Raw genomic sequence first — 3,934 nt, 5'->3', positions numbered from 1 at the left:
CACATCCGATGTGCGGGCCGCGACGCTGTCATGTGGTCGACCCGACCTTCGGTGCGGGGATCTTGTTGCGGCGCCGACGACCGGTGGCGAGCGGGAGTGTCATCGCCGCGACGATCATCCCGGCGCCGAGGATGGCGAGGGGTGAGATGGATTCGCCGAACGCCAGGGCACCGAGGAGCAGCGCGACGACGACCTCGAGATACGACAGACCCGACAGTTCCGCTGCCCGCAGGTGCTTGCCCGCGACGACGAGCAGACCCAGAGCGAGCAGACCGCATACGACGAAGAAGCCGGCGGCCCACGCCCAGTTCGTGGCGGTCATGCCCGTCATATCAGGGCGGGTGACCGCGACCATGGCTGCCGTGGCCACAGCACCGAAGGCGAAGTTCCAGAAGCTGCGGACGTCGGCGGGCATGTCGGAGCGGTACCGGTAGCAGAGCAGGGCCAGACCGTAGAAGATGCCCGACGCGACGCCGAGCACCGTGCCCAGGGTTTCCTGCTCGGACCCTGCCGAGGGGCCACCGCCGATCAGTCCGGCGGCCAGCAGCATGCCGGCGAACGCAGTCACCAGCGACAACACGTCCAGACGCGTGATCGATTCCTTGAGAAGAATCCTGGCCAGCACCGTCGCGATGAGCGGACCGAGATAGTGCAGGACCACCGCCCGCGACAGGTCGGTGAGCAGGGTGGACGACAGGTAGGTGGCCAGCGACAGACCGAGGAACACGCCGCCGAGGACGATCGACGGGGACAGTCGCGTGCGGCGGATCGCGCCGAGTCGGCGCGAGAAGACGATCAGCAGCATCATGCCCAGGGCGCCGACGAGCATGCGGCCGAGTGTCAGCGCCTCGCCGAGTGCGGCGCCGGGTGGGGTGGCCATGCGACCGAACAAGCCTGCGGCGCCCATCGCGGTCGCGGAGATCACGATGGCAGCGATGCCGAGTCGTCGGTTAGGGCTCGTCCGTGACGGCGGGGGAGTGGGCGACGGTGCGACGAGGGACGGAACAGGCTGGACGCGCAGGGGTGCGCCGACGGTCAGGGCCACGGAACTTCCTCCGGACAGGGTGCATCACGCACCGGGGGCGGTGGTTCCCCGCTCTGTCATCGGACCTGAGAGCTTTCACGGATCTTGTGGGATCCGCCTACACCGTCGGTGAGCCCCGAAGGGCTGCTTTCCAGAGTTGCCTCGCGTGCGGCGGTCTGTGGGCCTGAGAGATTCCCGGGAGGTTGCTCCTTCGGCGCCCGCGGATGCGGGACTCTCCCGCCGCAGTTCAATGGCATATTCAGTTGCGCCCGCAAGTATGCCAGCCCGGCTGCGTCGGTGAGAACTCAAGTGATCAAGGCGTGGCCGACCCCACACGCGGCGGCAGCCCACAACACACTCGTCGACGTGCCGATGATGAACTGCTCGGACGCCTGCGGTTCGCGCAGTTCCGGATACCGAGCCAGCCCCTTGACCGCCATGATGATCGCGATGCCTTCCGGCCAGCCGGCCAGGATCGATGCGGCGACTGCGCCACGTTCGAGGACGCCGATCACCCGACCGCCGCGCAATGGCCCCGGCGGCGGTGTCGGGGTCGGTCCCGCGTCGGGTTGCCGACGGGCAATCCGGAACGCGACGAGTACCGCCGGCCCGCCGCCGGTGATGGCGACGATGGTGGTGAGGGTGAGTGTCGCCCCGAGTGCGAAACCCTGAGCGGGATCGGTGGCGGCAGCGGTGAGCGCTGCGGTTCCGAGCGCGATCGCGGTGACAGCCGCCCCGATCCACACCGGAAGACGCGGAATCAAGGACAGTGCCGGCGCGACGGCTGCGACAGCGAGGAGCACCAGGGAGGCGACGGTCAACGGTCGGCCCTTTCGAGGAGTCGGTGCAGGAGCGGACGGCCGACGAGTTCGGCCTGCCACCCGGCAGTGAGCAGGCGCTGGGACACGGCCTGTTTGCTGATCCCGAGTTCAGTGGCGATCTCGGCCTGGGGTAGGCCGGCGCGGGCGAGGGCGACGGCTTCGACGCCCTGATCGGTACGGCGCGACACGATCGTCGCGAGCAGGGTCAGGGCGGCATCGACGTCGGATGCGGACTCGGTGTCGACGCCGTCGGCGGCGATGCGGCCGGGTGCGTTCTTGGCGCGCTCGACGGCGGTGCGTGCGTGCTCGAACGCGGGGCCGCGGCCGGCGCGCGTCTGGGCGGGCAGGGGCGTCTCGACGGGGCCGATGCCGATGCCGATGCTCCAGTTGTCGCGGTCGAGGAGATTCAATGCGAGATCGAGGACGACGGCGGCGTCGTCGGCCACCGCCTGGACTTCGTCACCGGCGGTGCGTTCGAACTTCCGGAGAAGTGGGGCGGCGCGGAGTTCGTCGAGCAGATTCGCGACGCGGTCGATGTCTCGGCGACTGCCGCGTTGGTCGACCGTCAACACAAACATCAATCAAGGATGGAGCCTTGAATAGTAAAAATCAAGCCTTCAGGCTTGTCTCAGTGGATTCCGGGTCGATGACGGCATCGAGTGCCGACCCCGCCGGCTGGGGCAGGCGCGCCTCGATCAGAAGTCCGCCGACGCCGAGCGCGATGCAGATCGCCGTCGCCACCATCAGCGCCGGACTCGACTCCCCGGTGAGCACGTCACCGAAGAGCACCACGGCGACGGTGCCCGGCAGAATCCCGACGACGGTCGCGAGCGTGTACGGCAGCAGGCGCACCGCCGACACCGCACAACAACAGTTCACGACGAAGAACGGCGCTGCGGCGATCAGCCGCAACGACCCGACCGCGAGCCAGCCGCGCCGCGCGAGTCGCAGATCGACCGCCTTCGCAGCGGGATGCGTCAGATAGGACGCCACGACATTCCGACCCAGCGCCCGTACCAGCAGGAATGCAAGAACCGCACTGACGGCTGTCGCCGCGCTGGTGACCGCGATGCCCACCACGGGACCGAACAGCACACCGGCGCTCAAAGTGAACACCGTCCGCGGCACCGGGCCGATCGTCACCAGCGAGTGGACGGCGAAGAAGATCAGGAGCAGACGCGGACCGTCCACCGATTCCGACCATTCCCGGATCTGCCCGATCGACGGATGCGGAAGCAGTAGCGCCGCCGCGGCGAAGACCGCGAGAAGAACGAGGATGCCGATGACCCTGCGGTCTCTGAAGATCCTCATCACAGGGCGCCAGCCTACCTCCCGTCCTGCGCGCAGACCTGGCACGGAGAGATACAGACTGCAGGATCACACCGACTCGTCCACGCGGTGAACGAACGCTAGAGAAATTGTGGTGATCCCCATGATTCCCCACCGGCGTGTGCGGCTAGCATCACAACGACATCGGCTTAATGTTTTGCGAGGCGCTACGCCCCGTCGGCCCACCCCGGCCGCCCGACAGCCTGCCCACCCGCAGTAGGAGGAAATCGCACGTGTCATTAGCAGCAGAGGCCGAGGACGCCGCGCGCGCATACGCGCAGTGGCAGCAAGCGGTCGCGGGCGTACTCGCAAAGTCGCGCCGCGTCGATCCCGCAGAACTCGGCCCGGAGCCGCAGCGTCTGCTCGAGACCACCACATACGACGACGTGACGGTTGCTCCGCTCTACAGCGGCCGCGACGAACGCCCGGAAGCACCCCTGCCCGGGCAGTTCCCGTACACGCGGGGCGGTTCGTCCACCCGCGACGTCAACGCCGGCTGGCTCGTCAGCGCCCGCTTCGACGGAACCGACGCCAAGAACCTGGGCGAACAGATCCTCGACGCCCTCGAGAACGGCGTCAGCGCCCTGTGGCTGCAGGTCGGCGACGGTGCCCTACCGGTCGACGGACTGTCCACTGCGCTCGACAAGGTCCTCGTCGACCTCGCGCCCATCAGCCTCGACGCCGGCACTGACGTCCCTGCCGCAACCACGGCCATGTACGCGCTGCTCGACGCACGCACCGACGTCGCCGACCGCGGCGC

The 3,934-nt window shown here is 68.4% G+C and carries 5 protein-coding genes and 1 riboswitch; of the genes, 1 reads left to right on the top strand and 4 read right to left on the bottom strand.

All coding sequences use genetic code 11. The features are described from left to right. Positions 1 to 28 precede the first annotated feature (28 nt). The 4 genes from ACFWB0_RS25535 to ACFWB0_RS25520 all read right to left on the bottom strand — a co-directional run bounded on the left by ACFWB0_RS25535 (position 29) and on the right by ACFWB0_RS25520 (position 3,156). Entirely contained in the window at positions 29 to 1,045 is a 1,017-nt protein-coding gene (locus tag ACFWB0_RS25535) for a DMT family transporter (protein ID WP_378493194.1), read from the bottom strand. 141 nt (positions 1,046 to 1,186) lie between these two features. Continuing rightward, positions 1,187 to 1,274, bottom strand: a riboswitch (glycine riboswitch). A gap of 55 nt (positions 1,275 to 1,329) precedes the next feature. Beyond that, positions 1,330 to 1,845 carry a hypothetical protein gene (locus ACFWB0_RS25530; protein WP_378493193.1) on the bottom strand — a complete coding sequence of 172 codons (516 nt, stop codon included), beginning with the start codon at positions 1,843 to 1,845 and terminating at the stop codon, positions 1,330 to 1,332. Continuing rightward, complete coding sequence (locus tag ACFWB0_RS25525) at positions 1,842 to 2,423, bottom strand: hypothetical protein (protein WP_378493192.1); 582 nt, start codon at positions 2,421 to 2,423, stop codon at positions 1,842 to 1,844. The genes ACFWB0_RS25530 and ACFWB0_RS25525 overlap by 4 nt, the downstream gene beginning before the upstream one ends. Positions 2,424 to 2,454: 31 nt before the next feature. Further along, positions 2,455 to 3,156 (bottom strand): TVP38/TMEM64 family protein, encoded by a 702-nt coding sequence (locus ACFWB0_RS25520; RefSeq protein WP_378493191.1) that lies wholly within the window; start codon positions 3,154 to 3,156, stop codon positions 2,455 to 2,457. 251 nt (positions 3,157 to 3,407) lie between these two features. Here ACFWB0_RS25520 and ACFWB0_RS25515 point away from each other — a divergent pair. Next, the coding region (locus ACFWB0_RS25515; RefSeq protein ID WP_378493190.1) for a methylmalonyl-CoA mutase family protein at positions 3,408 to 3,934 on the top strand (527 nt) is incomplete at its 3' end.

The sequence above is a fragment of the Rhodococcus sp. NPDC060086 genome, from assembly GCF_042730275.1.
Taxonomy (GTDB): Bacteria; Actinomycetota; Actinomycetes; order Mycobacteriales; family Mycobacteriaceae; genus Rhodococcus.
This window is presented reverse-complemented; position numbering and strand designations above follow the sequence as displayed.

Coding starts and splice junctions, on each gene's coding strand:
- ACFWB0_RS25525 (WP_378493192.1), bottom strand. CDS start 2,423: ATGTTTGTGTTGACGGTCGACCAACGCGGCAGTCGCCGAGACATCGAC.
- ACFWB0_RS25520 (WP_378493191.1), bottom strand. CDS start 3,156: ATGAGGATCTTCAGAGACCGCAGGGTCATCGGCATCCTCGTTCTTCTC.